21 protein-coding genes and 1 tRNA gene are annotated in these 24365 nt (G+C 40.0%); 14 read left to right on the top strand and 8 right to left on the bottom strand.

Annotated features, from left to right (window positions below; all coding sequences use genetic code 11):
* Positions 1 to 67: 67 nt before the first annotated feature.
* Positions 68 to 952 carry an NAD(P)-dependent oxidoreductase gene (locus LC454_RS12485; protein WP_223582770.1) on the top strand — a complete coding sequence of 295 codons (885 nt, stop codon included), beginning with the start codon at positions 68 to 70 and terminating at the stop codon, positions 950 to 952.
* 118 nt (positions 953 to 1070) lie between these two features.
* Here LC454_RS12485 and LC454_RS12480 read toward each other — a convergent pair whose 3' ends face one another.
* Positions 1071 to 1955: a bestrophin family protein gene (locus LC454_RS12480; RefSeq protein WP_223582768.1), complete on the bottom strand. Its 885-nt coding sequence runs from the start codon at positions 1953 to 1955 to the stop codon at positions 1071 to 1073.
* Between the two features lie 241 nt (positions 1956 to 2196).
* Here LC454_RS12480 and LC454_RS12475 point away from each other — a divergent pair, with 241 nt between their 5' ends.
* Positions 2197 to 2787, top strand: a complete 591-nt coding sequence (locus LC454_RS12475) for a methyltransferase domain-containing protein (RefSeq protein ID WP_223582766.1) — start codon at positions 2197 to 2199, stop codon at positions 2785 to 2787.
* A 1-nt stretch (position 2788) separates the two neighbouring features.
* On the opposite strand, the gene LC454_RS12470 is transcribed toward LC454_RS12475, so the two are convergent.
* A complete protein-coding gene (locus LC454_RS12470) occupies positions 2789 to 4321 on the bottom strand; it encodes a SulP family inorganic anion transporter (RefSeq protein ID WP_223582764.1) in 1533 nt (510 codons plus the stop codon).
* 168 nt (positions 4322 to 4489) lie between these two features.
* Between LC454_RS12470 and LC454_RS12465 the strand changes: the two genes are divergently transcribed.
* A complete protein-coding gene (locus LC454_RS12465) occupies positions 4490 to 6079 on the top strand; it encodes a DUF3943 domain-containing protein (RefSeq protein WP_223582762.1) in 1590 nt (529 codons plus the stop codon).
* A gap of 41 nt (positions 6080 to 6120) precedes the next feature.
* Here the strand turns inward: LC454_RS12465 and LC454_RS12460 are convergent, their stop codons facing one another.
* Complete coding sequence (locus LC454_RS12460; RefSeq protein WP_223582760.1) at positions 6121 to 7569, bottom strand: L,D-transpeptidase family protein; 1449 nt, start codon at positions 7567 to 7569, stop codon at positions 6121 to 6123.
* Between the two features lie 118 nt (positions 7570 to 7687).
* Positions 7688 to 8695, bottom strand: coding sequence for a class 1 fructose-bisphosphatase (fbp, locus tag LC454_RS12455; RefSeq protein ID WP_223582758.1), 1008 nt, complete (start codon positions 8693 to 8695; stop codon positions 7688 to 7690).
* Positions 8696 to 8897: 202 nt separating this feature from the next.
* Between fbp and LC454_RS12450 the strand changes: the two genes are divergently transcribed.
* From LC454_RS12450 to LC454_RS12430, 5 genes are all read left to right on the top strand, one after another.
* Positions 8898 to 9197: a hypothetical protein gene (locus tag LC454_RS12450; protein WP_223582756.1), complete on the top strand. Its 300-nt coding sequence runs from the start codon at positions 8898 to 8900 to the stop codon at positions 9195 to 9197.
* A 263-nt stretch (positions 9198 to 9460) separates the two neighbouring features.
* Entirely contained in the window at positions 9461 to 12328 is a 2868-nt protein-coding gene (locus LC454_RS12445) for a heavy metal translocating P-type ATPase (RefSeq protein ID WP_223582754.1), read from the top strand.
* Between the two features lie 87 nt (positions 12329 to 12415).
* Positions 12416 to 12694, top strand: coding sequence for a hypothetical protein (locus LC454_RS12440; protein ID WP_223582752.1), 279 nt, complete (start codon positions 12416 to 12418; stop codon positions 12692 to 12694).
* A gap of 142 nt (positions 12695 to 12836) precedes the next feature.
* Positions 12837 to 12912 (top strand) — tRNA-Lys (locus tag LC454_RS12435).
* A gap of 262 nt (positions 12913 to 13174) precedes the next feature.
* Positions 13175 to 13567: an AAA family ATPase gene (locus LC454_RS12430; protein WP_223582750.1), complete on the top strand. Its 393-nt coding sequence runs from the start codon at positions 13175 to 13177 to the stop codon at positions 13565 to 13567.
* 146 nt (positions 13568 to 13713) lie between these two features.
* Here LC454_RS12430 and LC454_RS12425 read toward each other — a convergent pair whose 3' ends face one another.
* Positions 13714 to 14565 (bottom strand): alpha/beta hydrolase, encoded by an 852-nt coding sequence (locus tag LC454_RS12425; RefSeq protein WP_223582748.1) that lies wholly within the window; start codon positions 14563 to 14565, stop codon positions 13714 to 13716.
* A 463-nt stretch (positions 14566 to 15028) separates the two neighbouring features.
* Here LC454_RS12425 and LC454_RS12420 point away from each other — a divergent pair, with 463 nt between their 5' ends.
* The 3 genes from LC454_RS12420 (at position 15029) to LC454_RS12410 (ending at position 19212) form a co-directional block, all read left to right on the top strand.
* Positions 15029 to 15817, top strand: a complete 789-nt coding sequence (locus LC454_RS12420) for a hypothetical protein (protein ID WP_223582746.1) — start codon at positions 15029 to 15031, stop codon at positions 15815 to 15817.
* Between the two features lie 158 nt (positions 15818 to 15975).
* A complete protein-coding gene (locus tag LC454_RS12415) occupies positions 15976 to 18306 on the top strand; it encodes a TonB-dependent receptor (protein ID WP_223582745.1) in 2331 nt (776 codons plus the stop codon).
* 120 nt (positions 18307 to 18426) lie between these two features.
* On the top strand, positions 18427 to 19212 hold the full coding sequence (locus tag LC454_RS12410) for a DUF4249 domain-containing protein (RefSeq protein WP_223582743.1): 786 nt from the start codon (positions 18427 to 18429) through the stop codon (positions 19210 to 19212).
* An 89-nt stretch (positions 19213 to 19301) separates the two neighbouring features.
* Here LC454_RS12410 and LC454_RS12405 read toward each other — a convergent pair whose 3' ends face one another.
* Positions 19302 to 20024 carry a LytR/AlgR family response regulator transcription factor gene (locus LC454_RS12405; RefSeq protein WP_223582741.1) on the bottom strand — a complete coding sequence of 241 codons (723 nt, stop codon included), beginning with the start codon at positions 20022 to 20024 and terminating at the stop codon, positions 19302 to 19304.
* 7 nt (positions 20025 to 20031) lie between these two features.
* Positions 20032 to 21114 carry a sensor histidine kinase gene (locus tag LC454_RS12400; RefSeq protein WP_223582739.1) on the bottom strand — a complete coding sequence of 361 codons (1083 nt, stop codon included), beginning with the start codon at positions 21112 to 21114 and terminating at the stop codon, positions 20032 to 20034.
* 444 nt (positions 21115 to 21558) lie between these two features.
* On the opposite strand from LC454_RS12400, the gene LC454_RS12395 reads away from it, so the two are divergent.
* The 3 genes from LC454_RS12395 to LC454_RS12385 all read left to right on the top strand — a co-directional run bounded on the left by LC454_RS12395 (position 21559) and on the right by LC454_RS12385 (position 23880).
* Positions 21559 to 22131 carry a Crp/Fnr family transcriptional regulator gene (locus LC454_RS12395; protein WP_223582737.1) on the top strand — a complete coding sequence of 191 codons (573 nt, stop codon included), beginning with the start codon at positions 21559 to 21561 and terminating at the stop codon, positions 22129 to 22131.
* A 74-nt stretch (positions 22132 to 22205) separates the two neighbouring features.
* On the top strand, positions 22206 to 23024 hold the full coding sequence (locus tag LC454_RS12390; protein ID WP_223582735.1) for an alpha/beta hydrolase: 819 nt from the start codon (positions 22206 to 22208) through the stop codon (positions 23022 to 23024).
* On the top strand, positions 23011 to 23880 hold the full coding sequence (locus LC454_RS12385) for an EamA family transporter (RefSeq protein ID WP_223582733.1): 870 nt from the start codon (positions 23011 to 23013) through the stop codon (positions 23878 to 23880). The genes LC454_RS12390 and LC454_RS12385 overlap by 14 nt, the downstream gene beginning before the upstream one ends.
* Before the next feature lie 54 nt (positions 23881 to 23934).
* Here the strand turns inward: LC454_RS12385 and LC454_RS12380 are convergent, their stop codons facing one another.
* On the bottom strand, positions 23935 to 24351 hold the full coding sequence (locus LC454_RS12380) for a hypothetical protein (protein WP_223582731.1): 417 nt from the start codon (positions 24349 to 24351) through the stop codon (positions 23935 to 23937).
* Positions 24352 to 24365: the final 14 nt, after the last annotated feature.

The raw sequence follows: 24365 nt of genomic DNA, 5'->3' as shown, positions 1-24365 counted from the left end.
TTTTCCCTTATTGCCAGCCTACCGGCTTGTCCTCATATTTGTTGTATAAAGATTAATAAAGAAACACATGGAGACATTGAAAAATCAAATCAGCATTATCGGCCTAGGTCCGATGGGTATAAAAATAGCACAGCTCTATCTACAAAAAGGTTTTCAGGTCACTGTATTCAATCGAACAGCAGCTAAAGGAGATAAACTGGTAAAAGAAGGTGCTCGATTAGCGAAAAACATCAGCGAAGCCATTGAGGCAAGCCCAGTGAGTGTTGTTATCGTTCATAACTATTCGGTAGCGAATGATCTTTTTTCATCAATCGAAACAGGGAATACATTAGCGGGTAAACTCATTGTGCAATTGACTACAGGTACATCGCAGGAAGCACGTTTAAGCGAAACCTGGTTTAATGGTAAAACTGCCGATTACCTTGATGGAGCGATACAGGTGGCGCCAGAACAGATGGCGCAGCCGGATACAACAATACTGTTTTCGGGCAATAGCAGAAAATATCTTGAAATCGAAGATACATTGAAAATTCTGGGTGGAAATCTAAAATATCTAGGCGAAAATATTGGTGCAGCAGCAGCCATGGATACAGCTACACTTTCCTATATCTACGGCGCAGCAGCAGGTTTTCTACATGGTGCTTTAATTGCTGAATCGGAAAATTTTGACGTCAGGGAATATGGCAATATCATCGCAGAAATTGCTCCGGGAATGGGTGAATTTTTAAAGCATGAGGGTGCTGTGATCAGCAGCGGAGATTTTAAGCTTTCCCAAAGTCCACTTGCCATCTCCGTAGAGGCAACAGAAAGAATCCTTGCAACAGCAAAATTAAGTGGAATAAATACTGAATTCCCCCAGTTTGCAGCAAATTGGCTCAAAAGAGCAAAAGATGCGGGCTATGAACAGGAAGAATTTGCTGCCGTGATTAAGACATTGCGAACACCGCAATAGCCAGGAGCCCAATCACCTAAAAGTGGCTCAACACCAAAACTCTATAATCGGATAACTTTATTAAACCAAATCTAGAGATAAAGCTATCCGATTACAACTAAAATTTACGATCAACCAATTAAAGAATATAATAGAATTGCTCGGCAGGTGCAGTTGGTTTTGGAGTGGGTTCGCCAATAGCTTCCAATAGATTCATCTCAATGGTCTGGCAGATCGTTGTCATCGGCGTATCCATGGGTTTATTTTCAAAAGGATCTTGCATTAAGATGGCAGTACGTTCGATAATAATAAAAATAATGGGAATTCCGATCGTCAGCAGCATTTTGACCAAGATAACATCATCATTCAGACTAAAGGGTAATAAGAGCGCAAATAGATAAATCAGAAAATGGATCAGCTTACCATAGGACACCGGAAAAACCGTATTTTTTATGCGCTCACATCGCCCCATTGAATCCGAAAACCGTGTTAGAATCTCGTCCGCAGCAACCTGCCGAAATTCAGTAATCAACCCCTCCTGGGCCAATAAACGCAAATGCTTTCCATGCGCATTTAAAATTCCGTAAACAGCATTGGTGTCCTTGATTTGATAATTTTCCAAATAGTCGCTTACCCGTTTTGAATACGGCTCCTTTCGCAGCGATTCGCTCAAGGCATAATTCCATATAATCTGTCTTTCAACAAACATTTTTAGATGGATGTCCTGATCTTTAATGATAAAAGTCTGCAAAAGACGAATTAAGCTGCGTGAATCATTGACAATTCCGCCCCAAACGATACGGGCTTCCCACCATCTATCGTAAGATTGCGCAGTTCGAAAAGCCAACAAAAGCGATATGGCTGTACCAACGATGGCTATTAAAGATAAGGGAATTTCCAAAGTGAGGAAGTCTTTGTGTTTTGCCAGTAGGCCCACCAGACAGCCAAAAAATACAATTCGAACCAGATCAGTCTGAATGGTCTTTAAAAAGTATGAGACGGAGATCCTCCTATTAAGTAACATATAACAATCGTTCTTTAGTTGAAATAATACATCATATAAATCCGAAAGTTGTTTTTTTGTTTTAAAAGACTAAAAACAAAATGTTAAGAACCTACAATAAAGCGAATTATTTTTCATCATCTCTATTGACATTATTGCTGATCTTAGGAACAGATTTTCAGGTAAAAAAAACAAAAATAATGCCGTATTACACAAGATTTCCTTAATTTGTATCCGCTTGATTTAACAGGCGTATAATAAGATGGGTATATTGGATTTGGATAAAGAATATTGGGACAATCGCTATAAAAACAGGGAGACCGGATGGGATATTGGTTATGCCTCACCGGCATTAATCGAATATGCGGAAACGATGATTCCCAAAGACGCTTCTATTTTGATCCCTGGCTGTGGAAATGCACACGAAGCGAAAGCGCTACTTGACAAAGGGTTTAAAAACATTACTTTACTTGATATCGCGCCAACATTAGTCAATCAGGTTCAAAAAGAGTTTGGCGAAGCTGCACCGGTCCAGATTATCTGCGAAGATTTTTTTGAACATGGCGAAAAATACGATTATATTCTCGAGCAGACTTTTTTCTGTGCATTAGATCCGCATTTACGCGAAAAATACCGCAACAAAATAACCGATCTGCTCCATCCACATGGTATCCTTGCAGGTTTATTGTTTAACAGAGCATTTGAACCAACAGGCCCACCCTTTGGCGGAAACAAAACGGAATATCAACGACTGTTTCAGGTAGCCTTTGATATTTTAAAAATGGAGGACTGTTTTAACAGCATACCTCAACGACAAGGTAGTGAGCTTTTCATTGCATTAAGGAAGAAATAGCTTATTTACCAGGCATTACCTGATAAGTCGGATCCTCCATAATATTAACGACAGCGATTCCCTCTGCATTTTTGAGTAAAGAGCGACAATCCTCACTGAGGTGCCAAAGCTCTATCTTCTTCTGTTGTGCAGCATAACGCTCTGTGATTTTATTTAACGCATCCACAGCAGACATGTCCACCACCCTACTTTCTTTAAAATCCAAAATGACGCGATCGGGATCCTCAGAGATATCAAACTTATCCAAAAAATTCGCGGTAGATCCGAAAAAAAGAGGACCATATATTTCATAATGCTTTATGCCATCTTGGTCGAGGTATTTTCTGGCCCGTATCCGTTTTGCATTATCCCAGGCAAAAACCAATGCAGACACGACGACACCAACAAGTACAGCTAAAGCCAAATTGTGCAATAACACTGTTATTCCAGCAACAAGAATACCAACGAAAATATCTGATTTCGGAAATTTATTGATGATCCGGAAACTCACCCATTGAAAAGTTCCGATCGCCACCATCATCATCACCCCGACAAGTGCTGCCATTGGGATCTGCTCAATAAAAGGAGCACCGACCAGGATAATCACTAGGATTGTTATGGCCCCGATAAAAGCAGATAGTCGGGTCCGTGCACCGGCATTCAGATTCACCAACGTCTGGGCCACCATAGCACATCCCCCCATTCCACCAAAAAATCCGTTAATCGCATTTGCTATCCCCTGCGCCATGGACTCACGATTTGCGTCCCCCTTGCTAGCTGTAATTTCATCAACCATATTAAGGGTTAAAAGAGACTCAACAAGTCCTACAGCAGCCATCACTAGGGAATATGGAAAGATCAATTGCAATGTCTCCCAACTCCAGGGCACATTGGGCAGATGAAAATGTGGCAGTGATCCGCTGACTGAAGCGATGTCCACGACCTTCTTGGTTTCGATACCCAGCAGGGAAACAAGACCAAAAACGACTAAAATAGCGATTAACGAAGCAGGAATTGCTTTTGTCAGCCGGGGAAAACCGATCACAATCAACATCGTTAACAATGTAAGTCCCCCCATAATATATAGTGTCGCCCCCGACATCCATGCTGTACCTGTTCCACTGCTCACTTTAAATTGGACAACCTGTGCCATGAAAATAATAATGGCCAATCCGTTCAAGAAACCATACATAACGGGCTGCGGAATCAGCCGAACAAATTTACCCCATTTAAAAAGACCGACCAAAAATTGCAATAGACCTGCCAGGACCACAGCAGCGAAAAGATAATCGATACCATGACTTGCTGCAAGCGCCATCAGAACGACAATAGTCGCACCGGCGCCACCAGATACCATACCCGGTCTTCCTCCCAAAACAGCTGTCACAAGCCCCATTAAAAAGGCCGCATACAGCCCCGTCAGAGGAGGCAAGCCCGCTAATATTGCAAATGAAAGTGATTCCGGTATCATGGTCATGGCAACCGTCAAACCAGCAAATAGCTCGTTCTTAAAATTGATGGATCGCACATTAAAAAATTCAAAGGTATTGTTCATATCAAAATCAGTTGAACAGTTATAAAGCCCTGCAAAGGTAACAATCCGTACCGCAAATCAGCAAGCTATGCGCTGCTAAAACACAAAGAAATCACAATCCTAAAAACACTTTTAACAACTATTTGTTATTCATTACAAGTTTTATTGCAAAACAGTATATTAGCCCTTATGAAACAGCATTCAGGTACATATCGTTCTATTTTATTTTTATTTATAAATCTATTTACTACTCTTTTTGGAACCTTGGTCTTTGCTAATTCCACAGCTAGCGGATCCACTTATACAAGTCAGTTTGTCGTACCATTTTCAATCTTAAATCCCTCATTGCTAACAGACAGTACGCAGCTAAAATCATCAACAGACAGCATAATTCCGATCGGCCCCTCGAAAAAAATGACGGATAGCATCACCGTATCCATACAACAGACGAAATGGATTTCCGATCGGATCAATGCCAAATTACCCGATAGTATCGTAAATTATCAAAAGAAAAACTTTCTACGGGCTGGAATCGAATGGTTTTCGATTCAGGCCATACCCGCATCAGTCAATTACTTCATACGGAAAGATCCTGTCTCCCATATTTCCTTCAAAAATTTCGTCAGTCATTTGAAGTTTTCCGCTTGGACCTGGGATGACAATCTCTTTGCTACAAATCAGATCGCGCACCCCTACCATGGTCAGTTCTATTTCAATTCATTCCGATCCAACAATTTTAGTTTCCTACAATCTACGCTTGCGACAGTCGTAGGAAGTTATATCTGGGAGACAGCAGGCGAGACAGAACCGCCTTCGATCAACGATATTATCAATACCAGTTTTGGCGGAACAATTCTCGGTGAGATGACTCATCGTCTTTCACACCATATACTCGCCAGACCAAGTCTTACAAAAGGACAACGTAATAAAAAAGAAATTTTGGCGATGTTGATCAATCCGATGAATGGTTTAAATCGACTGCTCGATGGCCGTTGGGGAAATACAACCAAAGGTGCCGTGGTTGACAGTTCTTTGGTTCATACCGAAGTGGAGCTGGGGATCCGCAGATTTGATGCCAAGGAGCATAATGTCCTGAGCCGGGGGAAGAATGACATCTACGCGCGCATTAAACTGATTTACAACAACGATGATGTCGATAAAAAGAAACCATTTGACGACTTCTTTCTAAATCTTGAGATTGGATCAGATGACAGCTCTATGGTCAATGCAGTTAATGTTTACGCTTCTCTCTATGGGAATCGAATATTATCCAATTTAACAGGCCGACATCGTGGTATCGTTTCCGCTCATTTTGACTTTTTGCGTAATGAAGCGTTCTATTATGGATCACAAAGCATCAATTACAATATTTTTTCCAATTATAACATCAGTAAACGGACCAAGTTGACCACCATTCTGGGTGGTGGCCCAGTCGTACTGGCCGCAGTACCGGATCCCTATCTTCATTTTGGCGAAAGTCGTACCTACGATTATGGCCCCGGAGCAGATGTCCGGGCATCAGCAACACTAAGTACGCTCAATCGCTTCAAATTTGGTATAGATTACCGTGGGGGATATTTCGTCACGATTAGTGGCAACAAATCTCACCACTATCTTCATACCGCATCCACCAGTGCATCTGTACGGATCTGGAAAAACTTTGGGGTCAACCTTCACTCCGGATATTTTAGACTTGAAGGTCATTACCAAGACCATAACAATGTCAATAAAGATTATCCTTTTATCCGTTTAGCTCTAGCCTACAACTCCGAATACTAAGATAAAAAAAGACCTAACCGTCTTCCGGTTAGGTCTTTTTTCTAATTTGTCCAATATTTTTTCATTGCCTCTTTCAAACGTGGGTCATATCCATAAATATCTGGATAAGAAACCAATTTACCATCATCATCGAGCCAGGTGGTATAATAAGTCAGGTATACAGGCATCTGACGTTTCAGAGTTACCCAACGCGACTTGGTGATAGAATCCGTTGTAATCTCTTTTGCAATCTTCTCCGCCTGCTTTTCATTATTGACCAGGTAACCGGCCAGGTCCACAGGTTTTTCAACGCGCACACAACCATGGCTGACAGCGCGGTTGGTCTGTCCAAACATTTGTTTGGCAGGTGTATCATGGAGATAGATCGAATAAGCATTTTCAAACAAAAATTTCACATTACCCAACGAATTGTCTGAGCCCGGATTTTGTTTAAAACGGAATTTCTCCACCGAATCGGATTGCCAATTTACGGTACTGGGATCCACCTGCTTTCCTTTATAATATGCCACCATATTACGTGAAGCTAGATAGTTAGGATTGTTCCGTACACTTGCCAATAATTCTTTTTTCACAATACTACTCGGGATATTCCATACAGGGTTGACCTGCATGGCATCCAAGATACCCTGCATGACCGGAGTTTCATGGTTTTCACCTTTACGGGTATATGCCGGATTATCCGTTTCACCAACACATACATTCATCAATTGGCTGGTTTTTCCATCTTCCATGATGTGTAGTCGCTGTTCCGGAATATTAACAATAACATATTTCTCGGGGAAAGACTCACCCATCCAACGTAATTTTTCCAGCACCATCAGCACTTTCGTTCTTTGCACATTATCCAAGTTACCGTTTTCCAACAAATCCTGAAATTGAATGTAATACTGGTTTTTTGGCTGAATACCAGCCATTAATGGACCAATCTCCACACTATCTAATAGATGCACAACGCCAGCATAGTTCATACGTTTTTGAGGAACAAAATACCTTCCGTACAAACGTTTTGGATTAATTACACCATATTTTATACTGCTTACATAAGCCACTAATCCATCTGTCCCTAAAAGATCCAATTTGGCCAGAAGCGGATAAGATTCCGCTACATCCTTAGGCTTCAGTTTGCGAAGAGAAAATAAAGTTTCCTTGATCTCTGTTGTGTGAAAGTAACTACTACGAATCCCATGTTTTTCGCTTCGTTCAAAATAATTCAATAGCGTATCAATACTGCCATCGAATAGATGGCTAGCGATTAAAGTCATCCCCTTGGTAGAATCAGACAACTCCTTCATCCAACTCGGGTTATGCAGTTTGGACTTCTGTTTACCATACACCTCATGGAATACCTTCAGATAGGCGGTCGTATCAAATTCTTTATAGGATTTTTGCTCAAAACCCTTTGCGAGCACATCGCCATAAGTCGGCGGATTCTCTTTACAGGAAAAAAATACAATTGAAACGAAGGAAATAAAAACTAAAATACGTAACATACAACAAATAATGAAAAAGAAATGGCTTCGCAATAATGAAGCCATTTTCTGATCACAAAGATAAATAATTCTTATTGGCAAACGAATTTTACCTGTCATTGAATCACTACAGAATGAATTACTGATATTTTTGCAGGAAATCTTCGAGGAGCTCGACCATCTCGGAGTTCCCCAAAAAAGCTGCCGTTCGTTGGTGTAATGTCTTTGGTTCAATATCTAAAATACGTTGATATCCATTGGTCGCTTTACCTCCGGCTTGTTCAATAATAAAAGCGATCGGATTACACTCATACATCAATCGTAATTTTCCATTCGGGTGGGCAGAGGTGGTTGGATAAAGAAATATCCCTCCTTTCAATAAATTACGATGAATGTCGGCAACCATAGAACCAATATATCGTGACGCATAGGGACGCTGGGTAGAAGCATCTTCCATTTGGCAGTATTTGATATACTGCTTAACGCCATTCGGAAATTTAGAATAGTTTCCCTCATTGATCGAATAAATATGGCCAGCTTCGGGAATCTTCATATCGGGATGTGATAGGCAGAATTCACCAATCGAAGGATCCAATGTAAACCCATTCACACCCTTTCCAGTGGTATAAACCAACATCGTTGAACTTCCGTAAATTACGTATCCAGCTGCAACCTGCTTAGTTCCATGTTGCAGAATATCATTGCTATTGCACGATACTCCGGTATCCGAAAGCCGGCGGTAAATCGAAAAAATGGTACCCACAGAAACATTCACATCAATATTACTCGAACCATCCAGTGGATCTATACAAACAATATATTTTGCATTTTTAGAAACTCCAGACTGCATGTAAACTGGATTTTCATGTTCCTCAGAAGCAACCACACAGCATTCTCCCCCACTTTGGAGCGCTTTAATAAATTGCTCATCAGCATACACATCCAGCTTTTTCTGCCCTTCGCCCTGAATATTGGTTTGACCTGCATCCCCCAGGATATCAACCAATCCAGCCTTATTGACTTCTCTGTTAACAATTTTTGCTGCAATTCCGATATCACGCAAGAGTCTGGACAGCTCGCCTTTCGCGTATGGAAAATCGGCTTGTTTTTCAATAATAAATTGACCTAGTGTTGTTATACCACTCATAATAGTGTTTTATTGGATATTTGTTGCACAAAGCTAAAAAAGTAAAACAGATTTTAGCAAAGCTAAACCCCTGTTCAGCTAAACATTAGCAGACGAAATGCGCAATCGATTGCGCATTTCCTTGAAAACTTTCATTTGCTAAAACGATTATCAACTACAAAAAGATAACAAAGCACAGCCAGAAGTAGATATCTTTTAAATATTGCCAAATAAAAAAAAACTAAAAAATGATAAGTATTTGGTAATTTTGGCAAAACAGATTGATACAATGCAACAACTTATACAGCTCGTTGAAAAGGAAAAACTAGGCAGCCAACTTGTTACACAACATACATTGATTATTGACGACAAGCAGGTCAGCCATGGTGCACTATTTTTTGTTAAAACAGCGCGTAAAACCTTTAAAATAATGGTTCCAGCACCTTTTCACGAAGCATTGTTAGCAGACAAACTAACTGTCCAGAGCTTAATGAAGCATCCAGAAGCCATGCTGCTCTCCTAGAAGCCGACTTTGGCCCCAACACAGCTTAGCTCACTCCCTATCCTCCCCGTTGCCGCTCCTGTTTCGTTGGGTATTATCACACTAAACAAATAGCCCACTTTGTTTGTTTATTTTAGGTGTGGTGCCGAGATCATCGTTTATCCAACAGATTGATTTCCTTTCCGAAAGGACGGATATACGCTTTGAAATATTACAAATAAACAATGTAAAAGTATAACATTACCCAAGCAATAACCCTTAAATTTATTGTACAACAAAATGCTATGCAATACCAATATAAACTTTCAGGCATGTCCTGTGACGGGTGTAGAACAACAATTGAGAATGCTATCAATCAGCTTCCTGGGGTTCAGGCTAAAGTTACGCTAGACCCACCGCTACTGACAATAGAGTCTGCAAAAGAAATTTCGACAGAACAACTACAGGAAACCCTCGCTAAATTAGGTAATTATCATATTGGCGAATTGAATAAACCTGCACAAGAAACCCCAAATACGGAACAACCAAAGCTATCTACGTCAAGCAAGTACTATTGCCCTATGCACTGCGAAGGTGATAAAACCTACGATCAACCGGGACGCTGTCCTGTTTGTGGAATGTACCTTGTACCGATGGAAAATATTGAAAACAAACATCATCATCCTGATCATAGGCACAGTACGGAACAAGCTCCCACAGTTGTCGCACAGACAAAGATGGAACAGCAGCATGAATCCATTATACAGGAACATAATCATGCTGGACAACAACATCAATCTGTAGCACAGGATCATGACCATCACCAACATGAATCAATACAGCATGGTCACGACCATAACCAGCATAAACATGCCCACAACGACCATTCTGCCGCTGCAAAACCCAACCAACCGAAAGCGGGTTCAGCCGGAAAATACTACTGTCCTATGCATTGTGAGGGCGACAAGCTCTATGATAAACCGGGCAACTGTCCAGTTTGTGGGATGAACTTGGAGAAAGTCCCCGAATTAACCAAAAGCACACAATACAGCTGTCCGATGCATCCCGAAATTGTTCAGGATCATCCTGGAAGCTGCCCGATCTGTGGTATGGATCTTGTCCCTATCGCTGGAGGAAATGATACCGACGATGATAGGACCTATAGAGATCTCCGGATGAAACTATGGCTATCCATCCTGTTTACAGTTCCGATATTTATACTATCCATGGGAGAAATGCTTCCCGGTAATCCGATCGGTAAAGTAATTCCACCGGATTGGTCAGGCTGGATACAATTATTTCTATCCCTGCCGGTGGTCTTCTATACCTGTTGGTCATTTTTCCAACGCGGTTGGATTTCTTTTAAAACATGGCGCCTGAATATGTTTAGCTTGATTGCCCTTGGTGCTGGCGCGGGGTTCGTATATAGTATTATTGGCCTGTTTTTCCCACAGTTATTTCCAGCCGACCTAAAAAATCATCACGGATATATCGCATTATATTTTGAGTCCGTTACTGTTATCCTAACATTGGTTCTCCTTGGGCAGGTGATGGAAGCCAAAGCCCATTCCAAAACCAATTCAGCAATCAAAGAGCTCATTAAACTCAGCCCCTCTGACGCTACCCGGGTTGAAAATGGTGTCGACGTAAAAATTGGAGTCGATCAGATTAAGATCGGTGATACGCTGAAAGTAAAACCCGGAGATAAAATCCCTGTCGATGGACAGATTACAAATGGTACGACGAGCATTGATGAATCCATGCTGACGGGCGAACCACTACCTGTCGAAAAGCAGGAAGGTGACAAGGTCAGTTCCGGAACCATCAACGGTGAACGAAGTTTCCTAATGAAAGCAGAACGTATTGGTTCAGACACCTTATTGGCTCAGATCATTCAGATGGTCAATGATGCCAGCAGAAGTAAAGCTCCAATCCAACGTCTCACAGATAAAGTATCTGAAATATTTGTTCCAATTGTGATCGTTATTGCTTTGTTGACATTTTTCGCCTGGTGGATCTGGGGTCCTGCGCCATCATTGGCTTATGGTTTCGCCAATGCATTGGCAGTGCTTATTGTTGCTTGTCCTTGTGCCCTTGGTCTGGCAACTCCGATGTCCGTCATGGTCGGTGTAGGCAAGGGAGCCAAAAATGGTATTTTGATCAAAGATGCCAGTGCATTAGAAAAAATGAACAAGGTTGATGTTGTATTAACAGACAAGACGGGAACAATCACTGAAGGTAAACCCACCGTTGATGACATTCAACCCACCGCTAAGAGCAGTATCAACGAAATATTACCCTTAGCCGCCGCTCTCAATAGCAACAGCACCCACCCACTCGGCCAAGCTATTATTGATCGAGCAAAAAAGGAAGGAAACAAAATAGAACAACAGGTTACGGACTTCGAAAACGTTGCCGGACAAGGTATCAAAGGGCATATTAACGGCCAATTGATTGCCCTCGGTAATCAATTGCTGATGGATTCCGGGCAGGTGATCATCCCAAACGAAATACGAAAAGCTGTCGAGTCAGCCCAATCCAATGGCAAAACTGTTTCCTATCTCTCGAAAGGAAGTGATTTACTTGGCTACTTTAGCATCTCCGATCAGATTAAAACCTCTTCCAAACAGGCCATTCACTACCTGCTTCAGCATGATGTAGATGTAATTATGCTCACTGGAGACAATGCACACACGGCAAAATCCGTCGCTGGGCAGGTCGGCATCAAACATTTCAAAGCAAATGCATTACCGAAGGATAAATTACAGGAAATACATAAGCTACAGGAACAGGGACATATTGTGGCTATGGCTGGTGATGGTATTAACGATGCTCCTGCCCTTGCGCAAGCCGATATTGGCATCGCTATGGGAACAGGAACAGATGTAGCTATACAAAGTGCGTCTCTGACCTTGCTACAGGGAGACCTAATAGGCATCGCTAAAGCCAAAATATTGAGTAAGAAACTTCTCCGAAACATCAAAGAAAATTTAGGCTTTGCTTTTATCTATAATATTTTGGGCATTCCTTTGGCTGCAGGGCTTCTATATCCGAGCTTTGGCATCCTGTTATCTCCAATGATAGCTGCTGCAGCAATGAGCTTTAGTTCCGTTTCGGTGATTTTAAACTCACTACGCTTAAACCGTGCAACAATAGAAGTAGATAAGAAGTAAACAAAAAGAAAGGCGCTTGATAGCAACGAAAATAGATAATTAACTATATTCGCTATTCTTAATGACATATATTTATCATTATTAATTATGCGTAATATACTTTTAATACTTCTATCGGTTATCGTAACGCTAGTTTGTGTCGAAAACCCGCAAACAATCAATATTGATCTTTTTGTGGAGAGCAAAGTAGCATTATGGAAACTCCTATTGACATTTTTCGCAATGGGAGTACTCTTTGCCTTTCTCCTAAAAAGTGGTAAAAAGACGAAACAGCAGGAAAATACGGTGGCATTTGATCAATCAGAAGACGACAATCAGGCCTCTAAGTCTACATTATCCGATGAAGATCGCGATTTTTTGTCTTAGTGATAAAAAATAAATAGCTAAAAATGAAGGTTTAAACACATTACACGCATTTTTATCACATAAATAGTTGCGAGGAATAGGGATTAACCCTATCTTTGCATCACTTCAAACAAGGAACGATAGTTCAAAAACAAAGAAGTAAGATTCCGTAGCTCAGCTGGTAGAGCAATACACTTTTAATGTATGGGTCCTGGGTTCGAATCCCAGCGGGATCACCAAAAGAGAAGCTAATCGCAAGATTAGCTTTTCTTGTTTAAACCATATTAGGGTTCGAAAGAAGGGGCGACCGGCTTCGATTCATTGGTGGCTCAGGAAGGCGCCCGGGAACATCTATACTGAGCCAATCCAGCAGGATCATTAAATAAACTGAAATATGAGAATCGCAATATTTGGAGCACACAAAGTTGGCAAAACAACATTAGCGGAAGAACTTCTGGGAAACCTACCAGGGTATACGCTCGAACAGAGCCCTATTATCAATTGGAGTTTTCAGGTTATGAATTTTCAGAAGTTCCCACTCCAGAGGATTTCATTGAACAATTTAATTATTCAGCCAAGCTGATTTTAGAAAGTGGAGACAATGTAATCTTTGACCGATGTGTCATTGACATCTTAGCCTATCTTCATGTTATTGATCCACATAGAAATGTGCAACATTTCTATGAAACAGCTCAGACACTTATTGCAGAAATTGATCTTTTTGTCTTTGTTCCTATTGAAGAGCCGGACCTGATACCAAACCATCTGATAGAACTGCCAAAAATTAGAAACCAGGTCGATAATTTAATCCGTGATTGGATTGAAGATTTTGGAATACCTATGATTGAAGTATACGGTACATTATCAGAACGAAGAGATCAGGTTAATGGCTAAAATTTCATCATAACATATAAATTATTGCCGATCAGCGATTTCAATTTTTATGCGTCTATTATAAACAGTTTAAGCGCAGTTCCTTAAAACTTGCGAAAGGAAAACGCTATTCGAAAGATTGTTTTTTCGCCTAATAGTATCAGAGATCAATTGTTCTTGTTAAACAGATTTAAACCTTTAAAAAATGTAGGGAACTGGGTGTCCATATGGCCGAGATTAGAATAGATATCAAAAATCAGATTTTCTCGTCCTATATTTTTGTAAAGCGTATCGGCAATCTCCTCGAGCCTCAAACCAGTTGCGTCATCAGTGTTTTCAAGCCCGCCATAAGTGATGTAAACTTTTGCGGGATTCGAAGAGTTTTTTTTGTACTGTCTGGTTAGGGAGAGTAAGTAGTAATCGTTATAATGAAGAGAGGGACTGGCAGCAATAAATTTATTTATCTTACTAACCGAAGCGCTTGATCCTTTTAAAAACGAATATAAAGTAAAATACCCCCCAAGTGAATGTCCGTAGAGTACGACATTTGTACTATCTATTCGATAAGATTTGGATATCCGTCCATAAAGTTCCTTCTCAATAAAACTCAAAAATTGATCAGCACCGCCACTTGTACTCATTTCATATTCCACTTTCGCTGTTGGATAGGTGTAGTCACGCTGCCGCAATGAATCCATTGCAGGAATATCTTTATAGCCGATCCCGACAAGTATGGTCTGGGGAGCTAAGCCTACATTTGCATAATCCCGGAGCGCTTGGGCAAATGTATCAAAGTACAGATTTGCATCCAAAAGAAATATGACAGGATAAATATTTCCCGAGGTATCGTATTCCTCAGGCAAGCTAACCTTGATATTGAAATCATCTTTGACATTAACAGAGGTCATCTTAAAGGAATCTATAAACGATCTTTTCTCGGCGGAGTCAGCCTTTGGGGACTGACAACCAATCAATACCAAAAAAAACGAAATAATTAAGTAAGCGGAAGTACCTTTCATATTGTGTTTATTTTTGCTTAGCTTAAAAATACATGTTCCTCTTATATATTACAGTTTATTTAACACCACTTAACCAAATAATTACCAGCAACTTAACAACTATAAAACCTGAAGTTGATCATTAAATAAAAACCTCAATACTAAGCGCATATAGATTACCTCCTCATTTTGGAAACGTGTTTCCCCTTCCGATCTGCAAAATAATTATTCTTTTAACGACACATTTTTTATCAAAGACATCAACAGGATATATTTCTTAGGTATTAAGCACAATAGATGCATGTCCACCGTACAATGTATGAAATACTAAAGTAATACTTAGTCAATACTTGATCAATACTTAATGTATACTTTAAGTGTGCTTTTCCTGTGCTTCACTGCCGGCTAGAAAACCCCTGATTTCATGGATATTAAATCAATCAATATTGCTGTATTTTTGATATATTAGAAAAAACACAACCAAATGCGATCCATTTTCATATTCCTTTTTTCATTGCTAAGTACCTTTACTTATGCGCAGACGAGCCCCATAACCAAAAGCTTGTCCTACCCCGAATTAATCCCGGTGTTGGTGAACGATAGTCTATATGGTTATTGCGATAGTGTTCTTGACATAAAATTGTCGCCGGTATATGAAAAGGCTGAACTATTTGAAGAAGATTTTAATTTCCAGATTTTCCATGTCAACAAACCCGAAATTGTCAAGTATGGATCAGCTGAATATGCTTGGGTTCAACGCCATGGTGAGCGTTATCGCATCGACAAAAATGGTGATCCGGTTTATAAGTATGATGCAGCAGATTTTAAAACTGGAGAAACACTCATTCAGCTCTTTAAAAATTCCACATCACATACGATAAATAAAGTGGACGAAACGACCCTATTCCAACAAATAAAGAACGTTCAAACGGGTCAAATTGCATTCCCTGACGATCGATCCATGGCTGACTTTAAAGAAAAAAATAAAACATTTATCGACGAAGGAATCCGATTGATTTATTATCCTAAATTCACAGAAATGCCATATACCTACTTTTCCGATGAACAAACGCTACTCCAGGGAATAAAAAATAAAGAGACAGGTGAAATCATGATCAAAGCACAATATGCCTCTATTGAAGAATACTACAATAATCCCTTACGTGTACATCAGTACCCCTTGTTTGTCGCATTTCGTGGGGATCTTAATAAATACATATACGTAGGGCTCAACGGAACCGAGTATGTACTATACTCAGCTCAAATAGAATAAAGACATAAATTCATATACTAAAAAAGTTGGATGCCCCTTCGAATTTCAATTCATTAAAAAGTCGCCAAAACAATAGGTTGCTATAATATCTAACCATGTTGCTATAAAAGAAATTTTTCACGGCTCACTAACCCCTATTTTCGTGAAAAATTCACAATATGCTCAGATCTTTACCCTTTTTATTACTTTCTATTTCACTTGGCAGCAGCGCTGCCCTTGCACAAAAGCGTTATACATTATCCGGAACAATCACCGACGTATCAACAGGAGAAACACTTATTGGTGCTTCGCTCAAACTACGCGAACTTCCCCAATCTGGAAGTTCCAGTAATTCTTATGGTTTCTATTCCATAGCTGCCCCCGAAGGAAGGTATCTACTATCTACCTCCTATGTAGGATACAATACCCGTATTGACACGATAGAATTAAACAGCGATCAAGCCCTTAATCTCACTCTGCGATCACAGACCTTACTGGATGAGGTAGTCATCTCATCCAACAGACGTAATAATAAAAATGTTTCCTCGCCACAAATGGGGGTTGAAAAACTCAATATGAACCAGATCAATCAGCTTCCGGTAGTTTTGGGAGAACGCGATATTTTAAAAAGCATCACATTAATGCCGGGCATTAAAACCTCCGGCGAAGGAAATACAGGTTTCTATGTCCGTGGTGGTGGTGCCGATCAAAATTTAATTTTACTGGATGAAGCCACCGTCTATAATGCCACTCACCTACTCGGTTTCTTTTCTACGTTCAATTCAGATGCCATCAAAGATGTCAGTATCTATAAAGGTGGTATGCCTGCTGAATATGGAGGACGGCTCTCATCGGTGCTCGATGTAAAAATGAATGAAGGTAATAATAAGAAAACCACTGTTCAGGGTGGTATTGGATTAATTGCTTCCCGCATTAAAGTAGAGGGGCCGCTGGTTAAAGACAAAGGCTCATTTATGTTATCTGCCCGTCGTACCTATATGGATCTTTTTATGAAAGCCTCCTCGGATACAACAATTAATAAAAGTACGCTTTACTTTTATGACATCAATGCGAAGGTTAACTATAGATTTAACGATAAAAATGCGATCTATCTATCCGGATATTTTGGTAAAGATGTATTGGGGCTCCAGGATATTTTCGGCACCAACTGGGGAAATGCAACCGGAACCCTACGGTTCAACCATATCTTTAACAATAAATTATTCTCAAATACGTCACTTGTCTATAGCAAGTTTAACTATGTCATCGAAGGCTTGGACCGCAACGATGGCTTTAAGGCAACGTCTAAGATTACCGATCTAAATTTTAAACAGGATTTCCAATATTATGCAAGTTCTGACCATGCGCTAAAATTTGGATTGCACGTTACCCGACATGATATTGCTCCGGGTGATATTACGACAACAGCCAGTTCCAGTTTCAACGATAAACATGTCGAACATCGCTTTGGTTACGAAATGGCGAGCTATGCCAGTGACGATTGGAAGGTAAACGACAAACTGAATATGACCTATGGCTTACGCTTAAGCTCGATGTTGCTGGTTGGTCCAGGAACCTTTAGTACTTATGACGCAGCGGGTAACACCATTGGCTCACAACATTACAAATCCGGAGAGCTAGTACAACATTATCTCAATTTAGAGCCTCGTTTTAGTGTTAGTTATTTACTCAATGAACAACAGTCCATCAAAGCTTCGTACAATAGAAATACACAAAATATTCACCTATTGACAAACTCCACAAGCGCCAGTCCGACGGATCTCTATGTAATGAGTAGTAAGAATATCAAGCCCGAAATTGCCGATCAGATCTCCACGGGTTATTTCAGAAACTTTAAAGATAATCTATATGAGTTCTCCGCAGAGGTCTATTACAAAAATCTACAAAACCAAATCGATTATAAAGATGCCGCACAATTGCTCGTCAACCAAGACGTTGAATCCCAACTGGTTTATGGTGTAGGGCGAGCCTATGGTGTCGAATTATTTCTGAAGAAAAAATATGGCCGTTTCAATGGCTGGGTGGGTTATACCTGGTCTAAAACCGAACGCAAATTTGATGAGATCAACGCCGGAAAGTACTTTCCGGCAACACAGGACCGTACCCATGATGTATCTGTTGTTGGTATCTATAAACTCAATGAAAAGTGGACTTTCTCCAGTAATTTCGTTTATGGAACAGGAAGGGCTGTCACATACCCAACGGGAAAGTATACAGTCGGGGGCAATACCACATTCTCCTATTCGGAGCGTAATGCTTATCGTATGCCCGCATCACATCGATTGGATATTGCCGCCACTTTTGAAGGAAAACCGGGGAAACGTTATCAGTCAAGCTGGACATTTGGCATTTACAATGTCTATGGGCATAAGGATCCTTACAGAATCGCATTTAGAGATAGTAAAACCGTTGCCAACGCAACGGAGGCTGTCCAAACAAGTATTTTTGGTATCCCTATCCCCTCGTTTACTTGGAATTTTAAATTCTAAACCCAATTACCAAAAACATAAAATACCCTTATTCAAAAAAACACATGCATTGATGAAATGGGTATTTACCAAGACTTTTAGAGACAAACCGAGCATAGCGAGCTCATAAAATATTTATATATGAAACATATTATTGTTATCTCCAGTATCATTATCCTTACGGCCTTCATTTCATCCTGTGAGAAAGTCATCGATATTCAAGTCAATGATGAAGTTGGTCGATTAGTTATTGAAGGCGTCATCAATAACACAACAACGGAACAAGAAATAAAACTGAGCCGAAATGCAGCCTTCTCTGGCGGCAACAATTACCCCGCGGTAAGCGGAGCAACGATCGTGATAAGGGATCAGAATCAGAACGAATATACATTCGTGGAGACCGAAGCCGGAACATACAAAGCACAACAATTGACTGGAATCCCGGGGGAGACATACACAATGGAAGTACGCGTTGATCAAGATAAATATCAGGCAACTTCGCAAATGCCACAAATCGTTTCACTGGACTCTATTGCTGTAGAAAAACCAAAATTTGGTGATAAGGAAAAACGGAATATTAAAGTCTTTTATAAGGATCCGGCCGATCAAATCAATCAGTATAGATTTATCGTTTTTCTAAACGACAAGCAATTGAAAGATATTTATGCCGTCAACGACGATTTCAACAATGGGAATGATATCAATTTAACATTGCGTCCAGATGATGTCGATATATTCCCCGGAGATCGTATTCGTGTAGAAATGCTCTGTGTAGATAAAACCGTGTACAACTACTGGTATAGCCTGATGCAGCAATCGGCCAATTCGGGTGTGACACCAAGTAATCCACCTACTAATATTAGCCCGGCGACACTCGGCTATTTTAGTGCGCATACCTTCTCGACCAAAAGCATACAGGTCGATTAATTGAATACATTGTAACAGCGAGGAGATGATGCTGAACAACATTATCTCCTCACTGTTAAATTAAGCAAATAGCCTATTACAGTCCACCTTTACCGATTGATAGTTTGCTTTTTTATTCGTTCCAAAAGATCATCTTTAAAACTTGCACCCAAAGGCATCTCAAAGCCTGCGATTGTCACCCAATGGTTGTCTACACTCTCTACTTTATTTAGGTTGACCACAAAGGATTTATTGATCCGCACAAAGTCTGTATTGGGCAATTGATTGAATATCGTTTTTATATTCATTGCCACCATTAATTTTTTATCTTTTGTATGGATCATCACATAATCTTTCATGGCTTCAATGTACTGAATTTCATTTAGCTCCAAGCGAAAAAGCTTACGGTCAGCCTTCACAAAAATATGATCAGTAGGCGATACAGCCGCTTTTTCAGGCACCTTTTGTTGAAAATGGCTGACGGCTTTATCCAAAGCCTTCTTTAACCGATCCTCAGCAATAGGCTTTAACAAGTAATCCAACGCATTCAGTTCATAGCTTTCCAATGCATAATTGGGATAAGCCGTTGTAAATATAATCTGTATATGGGCAGGGATAAATTGAGCAAAATCCCAACCGCTTTCTTCTGGTAGATTGATATCCAAAAAAATCAAGTCAAGGGGCTGCTCCTCCATCACCATACGGGCATCTTCCGTATTGCCATACATGCCGAGGCATTCCAAAAAATCGTAACCTTTCAATAATTTTACTAGCCCCCTCCTCGCCAAAGGTTCATCTTCAATCACAATGTATTTAATACTTAGCTTGTCCATAGTCTTATTACGTTCCCATCGGAATACTTAAAAACACCTTATACCTATCATCGAAATCATCAATTTGCAAGTTATAGCTATTCGGATACAAAATTTCTAATCGTTTTTGGATATTACTCAATCCGAGACCACCATATGCAGCAGCCTTCATTTTTCTTTTCTTCGGATTAACACAGGTAAAACAAATGCGTTCAGCCTGAATTGAAAACGCAATCTGCACATGCTGCCCTCCTTCCATCGCCTGATGTGCACTGTGTTTAACAACATTTTCAACAAAAGGAATAAATAGAAATGGTGGAACATGCAGTTGTTCCATCTGTTGGTCAATAGTAAAATCGACAACAAATTTATCCCTGCGAATGTCCTCCATAAAGAGAATATTTTTCAAAACAGCAATTTCTTTTCCTAGCTCGATCGAATCTCGCTTTGACAGATAAAGTTGATTTCTCAGCACATCACTTAATTTAAGCAGTACCTTGGAAGCTAATTTGGGGTTTTCATCAATCAGGAAATTGATATTATTGAGCGTATTAAACAAAAAATGGGGATTAATTTGGCTTTTGAGCTGCTCCAATTGAATCGTCAGTGTATTATTCTCAAATTCTTTAAATCGAATGAGGTTAACAATCCATACCTTAAATAGCTTCATGCTACTGACTGCCGCTATAAATATGGTCAATAAAATAACGATGATCAAATAATCTTCCCAATCCAGATAGGATCGATCCGGCTTTTGGATAAACCGCAATTCCTGTCGCTCCAAATACATCAGCACTAAAAAAATAAATGTATAAGCGACAAGAAGACTCCCCGCATAAGCTAAAAACCGACTTCTCAGTACAAATGCAGGGATTAGGATATAATGATTGATGTAAAAAAGACTCAACAAAATTGTAATGGACAGCAAAGTCTCGAAAAGACGCCACAGGCTACTCGTAGGATCTACTTCCGCCTTCTTGCTTGGCAAAAAATGAATACCAACAATCACTCCGATCAACAAACAATGGCGAATCCAACGATATTTTTTATCGACAACAAAATCTATAAAAAGACTATTTTCGTAACCGATGATTACCTGTGAATTTTTCATGTTAGTGATCTGTCAAAAGATATGTATCCAATAATATCCACAGCCAGCTTAATTGCATTCCATCTTCTATACACCATTTTCTGGTATTTTGACTATCTTCCTTTAAACCAATACACCTCAAGCACTAATAGCCAAACAAAGCGATAAAACCTTATTAAACTGACCGTTAACTACAAAAAAACAACACTATAATCAAGACGAAAAAGCAGCTAATAAGGCTATACTGCAATTGTATGAAAGGTTTAAAAATAGCCATATCTATCAACATTTCAAAATGTGTTTTTACGCTACTACATGCAAAATTTTATAGGTTGGATTTCCTATGGATCAAATTGTTCCCTGCAGAACGATCAAGTACATCTCACAATATATATTTCAGTAACTTTAGCCATTGAATACCGGTATCAACACGTCAATAAAAAATCACATTTAAAGAAATTAACAATGGAAAAACTGCTATTCGAAATGAACAAATATTTCCCATTAAGCGAGCAAACAATTGAAGCGTTGAAAAAGATCTGTCAGCCCAAAAGCTATAAGAAAAACGAATTGATCTTGCGTGCTGGCGACTATGCAAAATATTATTATTTTGTTTATAGTGGCTTATTGGGCTATTACAAACTGGATCCCCAAGGCGATATCATTTACAAATTATTTTTTGAAGAAAACAGCTTTTGCGCATCCACAGCAGCTATCATTGAAGAAAAACCTAGTAATTTTACTATTGTAGCGCTTGAAGATGTACAGCTTATTCAATATTCTGCCAGGCTTTTCCGTGAATTGGTAGCACAACATCACGACTTAGCGCTCTTCCAAATCGCCTACCTGGAAAAAAACTGGGTCGTAAAAAAAGAACCTCTTGAAATCAACTTGAAATGGGAATCAGCCAAAGAACGTTATCTTGAATTATATCAGAATCAGGCTCTCTTTAAGCGGCTCAAACAACACCATATCGCCTCCTATCTTGGTGTCACTCCTACCCAGTTGAGCCGTATTCGTAAAGAATTAAAACAATAATTCCGTCAACATTTGTACATGTTTTCTAACGATATCCTTGAGAATTTTGCAGTGTAACAATAAATTCTTAAGCAATGAAAATAGTATTCACCCTTCTTTTCCTGGCACTCTTCCTTTCGGTAGATGCACAGCATATCGTCCATCAGCAAGTCTACAGCACCAAGATGCACAAAAATATTGATGCCATCATCGTAACACCTGAAATCCAGGAAGGTGTTCGCTATAGAACCGTTTATATTCTACATGGTTATAGTGGCAATCCCACAAGAACGATCGAGCAGGATATTCCAGCTCTATCCCAAAAGGCGGCGGCTTTCCAAACGATTTATGTTATTCCAGATGGAAATTATAACTCCTGGTATGTGGATAGCCCTGTTGATACACAGCTACAATACACAACATTTATCGCAGAGGAGCTGGTTGGCTATATCGATCACAACTACCCCACACAGGCAAATAAAACTTCGCGAGGTTTACTCGGATGGAGTATGGGCGGATATGGTGCATTACATATCGGTGTTGCCTATCCCCAGGTCTTTTCCATTGTCGGAAGCTCCTGTGGTGCCATTGACTTTAATCGCTTTGGGAAAGGATATCAAGGCTACCAAGTGAACCGGGTGCTTGGGGAACTAAAAGATTTGCCTCCAAGTTTTCGGATCTATAACAATGTGGATAAAATGGTCCATAGCGGGCAACATTATATTTTGGATTGTGGAACCGAAGATGTCCAAATGCTGGAGATGAACCGATCGCTACACCAACAGTTAACTGCACAAAATATTGATCATCTTTATATTGAGTCTCCGGGTGGGCACGATACCGCATATTGGAGCAAATCTCTAGCCAACCAATTGGTCTTATTTCATCAGTATTTTGGCTATGAAAGATTATAAATCTATTCTCTACGTCGCCGCTGGTGCTTGCAGCTATGGCCTATTAGCGACCATAGTCAAATTCGCCAATCAACTGGATATCCATATCAGTGTATTGACCTTCTTGCAATTCTTTATCGGCTTTCTATTTCTACTGGTTTTCAATTATTTTTCCCAATCAAAAAAAACAGCACCACAACCACCAAGCTTTGCTGCAAAATTAAAACTAATTGCCTGGGGAACATCCCTGGGCCTGACCTCAACGTTGTATTACCTTGCCATACAATATATCCCTGTATCTGTAGGAATTATTCTACTCATGCAATCTATTTGGATAAGCCTAATCGCCGAAGCGTTGATCAGGAAACAAATTCCCTCAAGAGCAAAGATTATGGGAGTCCTCATTGTACTGTTGGGAACAACCCTTTCAACCAATATCTTTCAGGAAACAAAGATCTTGGACGGTAGAGGTCTTTTATTAGGATTCGGTGCCGGTATCAGTTATGCCGTTGCCATTTTTTCGTCCAGCAATATCGCCAATCAGCTGCCGAGTCCTATTCGAAGCCAGTTTTTAGTACTCGGAGGACTTCTCCTGATCATCGTTTTCTGGAATGTACATATCGTCCAACAAATGACACTACATGCCCTGCCCTGGGGATTGATCATTGCTTTGTTTGGCACAATTCTACCACCGCTATTCTTTACCCGAGGAATCCCTAAGACCGGTATCGCTTTGGGAAATATCATCTCAAGCCTGGAGATTCCAGTCTCCACCATCTCCGCAGTTTTATTACTCCATGAGGCTGTTTCTGGAATTCAGTGGGCAGGTATATTACTTATCCTAGTCGCAGTTACCGTTATCAATCTCCGAAATTAAATACTGAAAGGTCCTTTATATTGTTACATCAAGATATCACATGGAGGACCTCTTTCAGTTTCCGTTGCTTAATGATCTATTAAATTTATAATGCTCCCATAAAATCAAACTGCTGACCGGTACCAATGTCGCCAGTATATGTAAGAGTCCGAATAAACTCGACATACCATCCTCTACGATAAGAAGATAGGTAAATAGCACAATAGCCACAAAAGGCAATAATGTAAAGGATAAGAATACACGAAGACGGCCGCTTCTAAAGCGCGGCTTATTATTTAAAAAGATCCCCAATATAAGCAGGCAAATGCATAGAACACTAAATGATAACAGCAATTCAGTAAACAATGGCATATAGCAACGGGCCCGTTTTGCAGCTTCATTATTAGCCTGAAGTATCGCCGTCAAGATAAAGGTCGTCAAAACACTGAAACCTGTAATTCTTAAGAAGATATAAGCCAATTTTTTTTTCATACTACGTTCCTAAC

This window comes from Sphingobacterium sp. GVS05A (assembly GCF_019969845.1).
GTDB lineage: Bacteria > Bacteroidota > Bacteroidia > Sphingobacteriales > Sphingobacteriaceae > Sphingobacterium.
Note: the sequence above shows the minus strand (reverse complement) of the source record. Positions and strands in the feature narration are given on the sequence as shown.